General features: G+C 72.5%; 5 protein-coding genes. 4 read left to right on the plus strand and 1 reads right to left on the minus strand.

The window, feature by feature from the left end; translation table 11 throughout:
• A partial coding sequence (locus tag JNW87_RS36425; RefSeq protein ID WP_238455275.1) for a 4'-phosphopantetheinyl transferase occupies positions 1-483 on the plus strand: 483 nt, incomplete at its 5' end.
• 76 nt (positions 484-559) lie between these two features.
• A complete protein-coding gene (locus JNW87_RS36430) occupies positions 560-1570 on the plus strand; it encodes a DUF4352 domain-containing protein (RefSeq protein ID WP_109799945.1) in 1011 nt (336 codons plus the stop codon).
• Positions 1571-1801: 231 nt separating this feature from the next.
• Here the strand turns inward: JNW87_RS36430 and JNW87_RS36435 are convergent, their stop codons facing one another.
• Positions 1802-2326, minus strand: coding sequence for a DinB family protein (locus JNW87_RS36435; protein ID WP_109799946.1), 525 nt, complete (start codon positions 2324-2326; stop codon positions 1802-1804).
• Between the two features lie 121 nt (positions 2327-2447).
• Here JNW87_RS36435 and JNW87_RS36440 point away from each other — a divergent pair, with 121 nt between their 5' ends.
• Positions 2448-2696, plus strand: a complete 249-nt coding sequence (locus JNW87_RS36440) for a hypothetical protein (RefSeq protein ID WP_236647289.1) — start codon at positions 2448-2450, stop codon at positions 2694-2696.
• Between the two features lie 374 nt (positions 2697-3070).
• Positions 3071-3449 (plus strand): FBP domain-containing protein (locus JNW87_RS36445; protein WP_238455276.1); only part of this gene is annotated, 379 nt, incomplete at its 3' end.

A 3449-nucleotide genomic window follows, 5' to 3' on the forward strand; every position in this document is an offset into this window, starting at 1 on the left:
CTGCCGGCGGCGCCGGTGCCCGCGGCGCCCGACCGGTCCCCGGTCTGGCCGGCCGGCGTGGTCGGCGCCATCACCCACACCCACGGCTACTGCGCGGCGGCCGCGGCCCGGTCCGGCGAGATCCGGTCGGTCGGCCTGGACGCCGAGCGGCACCGCGAGCTCAATGCCGGGGTACGCCGGATGATCTGCCTGCCCGAGGAGGAGGCGGGCCTCGCCGGGCTGCCCACCGGGGTGTCCTGGCCGGCGGTGGTGTTCAGCGCCAAGGAGACCGTCTACAAGCTCTGGCACCCGGTCGTCGGCACCTGGCTGGACTTCCACGACGCCCGGGTGACCCTCGACCCGGACGCCGGGACGTTCACCGCCCGCATCGCGCCGGCCCGGCTCCACGCCGCCCCGGTCGCCGACCCGCCGGCGCTGGTCACCGGGCGGTTCAGCGTCGACGCCGACCTGGTCCGCACCGCCGCGGTGCTGCCGCTGTCCTGAGGCCGTGGCGGGTGGCTTGTCCGTCACCGGTACCGTCGGTGCACTGAAGATCTTCGAAGGCGCCCCTAGGAGTACGGTGAGCCACCCTCAGCCTCCGTTCGGACCGCAGGACCCGAACCAGCAGCCGGCGGAACCGCCGACGCAGGCATTCCCCACCGAGCCGATGCCGCCGGTGCCGAGCGCCCCGTACCCGCCGACCGCGCCCCAGCCGCCCGTCTCGGGCACGCCGTACCCGCCGCCGGCCGCCCCGCAGCCCCCGGTCCCGGGCGCGCCGTACCCACCGGTTTCCGGTGGCGCGACGTACCCGCCGCCGGTGCCGGGCGGATATCCGCCCCCGGTGTCGGGCGCCGGGTATCCGCCTCCCGTGTCGGGCGCCGGCTATCCGCCGCCGGTCTCGGGCGCCGGGTACCCGCCGAGCGGGCCGTACCCGCCGGCCCCGGGCCAGCCGTTCGGCGCGCCGCCGGGCGCCGCGCCCCGGTCGAAGAAGAAGGTCTGGGTGACCCTCGGCATCGTGGCCGCGGTACTCCTCCTGCTCTGCTGCGGCGGCGGCATCTTGGCGATCTACGCCGGCGCGAAGAAGGTGGAGAAGGCCGCCGAGAGCCTGCCCACCCCGGCGGTGACCAACGCGCCGGCCGAGCCGTCGTCCGGCGCCGCGGACCCGACGCCCGACGCCGACCAGACCACCGGCGAGACGTTCAACATGGAGCCGGGCGACACGCTGGTCATCGAGGACGAGGACGGCACGATCCAGCTCACCGTGGACAACTTCCGCACCTCCGCGAAGGCCTGCAAGACGTATATGCCCGGGCCGGACGAGGGCATGTACCTGATCGCGGACGTCACCGCGCAGGTCACCAAGGGCACGGGCTCGTTCAACCCGTTCTTCTTCCGCTGGGTCGGCGCCGACGGGACGGAGGCCAGCGGGATGGGCGGCGCGCTCTCCGGCTGCGGGAAGCTGCTCCCCGCGGGCAACGACCTCCCGGCCGGCAGCAAGCGGACCGGTCAGCTGATCTTCGACGTGAAGGACAAGAACGGCGCCGTGGAGTACCAGCACCGGCTGAAGACGGCGGGCTCCTGGAAGCCGTAGCGCTCCCGGCACGCGGGGGTCGGTCTCAACCGGGGAGCGGCCCCCTCGTCGTGGCGGTCAGTCCGTGCGGCCGAAGGCGCCGATCCGGGCGTGGAACAGGGCCGGTCGGCGATGACATCTACGATCTGGACCGCGACGGCGACGGGATCGCCTGCGACTGACGGCGGGGTGCCGGCCGGGTGCGCCAGGGCGTTGACCGGCCGGCACGAGCCGACAGGCGGAGCCAGGACCTCAGCGGGTGACGTCGTGCACGTGGTGCTCGATGTCGTGCAGGAAGTAGACCGCGAAGGTGCGCACCGTGAACACCGAGCCGTTGCTGCGCCGGCCCGGCCGCTCCCACTGGTCCGCCCGGACGGCGTCGAACGCCGCCGCCGTCGCCTCCGCCTCCGCGGCCAACTGATCGGCAACCACGGCCGGGGTCTGGTGGAAGTAGTCCTCCTCGACGGCGGTCGCGTCCTGGTCCCAGTTGGCGAAGACCGGGTCGTCCTCCCGCAGCATCAGCTCCAGCCGCTCCCGGAAGATCCGGCAGGTGTCGCGGACGTGGCAGGCGTACTCCACCGGGGACCAGACCGTCGGCTCCGGGCGCACTGCGGCGTCGCTGCGGGCCAGGGCGGCCCGCCAGGTCGGGATCGCGGCGCGCAGGCGCTCACCGGTCGATGCGACGTCCTGCGGGGAGAAGCCGCACTCCGCGCAGCCCTCGGTGATGACGAAGGTCCAGTCGGCGGTCTCCGGGGTGATGGCAGGTGGCTGCTGCATGAGCGGAGTCTGCCATCCCGCGCTGGCGGGTCGCCGACCCGTGGCTGACCTCCCCTCACCGAGGCTGCCCGCACCACCCCGAACGCTAAGGTGCACTCTCGGCCGAGCGGCGGAGGACAAGATGGACAACCGAACGGATCCGATCGAGATCATCGCCCGGGTGTCAGAGCAGGACGGCAAGCAGCGTGCCTTCGAGGTGTGGCTCTACAAGGCCAACAAGGAAGGCTGGTCGGTAGCGGTGGAGTCGACCTCGGTGGAGGCACCGGGCGACGAGTGCGGAGTCGTCGACATCGAGGGTCTGAGATCCAGATCCGCCACGCGAGGCGAGTCCGGCAACACGTCGCCATCGTGCCCGCCGGGCAGCATCTGATCGCTGCCGCTGTCAAGCTTTCCTTGGGCGAGTCGGACGGCTTCTCCTGGATATCGGAGTTCGTGCACGCGGCTTGGGCTGAGCCAGTCATCGACGATGACTAGAGACCACGCTCGCCGCAGAGGGACGGACACGGCGGCACCAGCCGCCTGGGATCCATCGACATGCACCGCCAGTAGCAGCCGCAGGTCGAGACCGTCCGGCCGCGGGTCACCCAGGAACGGGACAACGAGCCGGGCGACTCGCCCCAGCCCACGGCCTCGGCGCCCGGCGGCCCCCGGCGGCGGTTTCCGACCCTGGTCGCGGTCATCCTGGTCCCCGTCCTGGCCGTTAATCCCTCGCCGGAGCGGGTGCCCGCAATTACCGTCGGGCCCATGAACCAGGTCACCGAGGCAGAACTGCGTGCGTCCTTCGTCAACTGCACTCGGGGCGAGCGGGCTCGGATCGCACTGCCCGGGCCGCTCGCCACGGTTGACTTCGACCGCCTCGATTTCCTCGGCTGGCGCGATCCCAAGGCACCCGACCGCGCTTGCCTGGTCACCCAGTCCGGCGATCGTCTGGTCGGCATCGTGCTGAGGGCGGCGGCGAAGTCGGCGAAGTCGCTCACGAAGAGCACGATGTGCTCGCTGTGCATGACCCTGCACGCCTCCTCGGGCGTCGCGCTCTTCTCGGCACCGCTCGCTGGGGCGGCCGGCCGCAACGGCAACAGCGTCGGCACCTACATGTGCGCCGACCTGCAATGCTCGCTCTACG

Origin of the sequence: Micromonospora sp. ATA51, assembly GCF_016802855.1 — a bacterium.
Lineage (GTDB): Bacteria > Actinomycetota > Actinomycetes > Mycobacteriales > Micromonosporaceae > Micromonospora > Micromonospora sicca.

Coding starts and splice junctions, on each gene's coding strand:
- JNW87_RS36435 (WP_109799946.1), bottom strand. CDS start 2,326: ATGCAGCAGCCACCTGCCATCACCCCGGAGACCGCCGACTGGACCTTC.
- JNW87_RS36440 (WP_236647289.1), top strand. CDS start 2,448: ATGGACAACCGAACGGATCCGATCGAGATCATCGCCCGGGTGTCAGAG.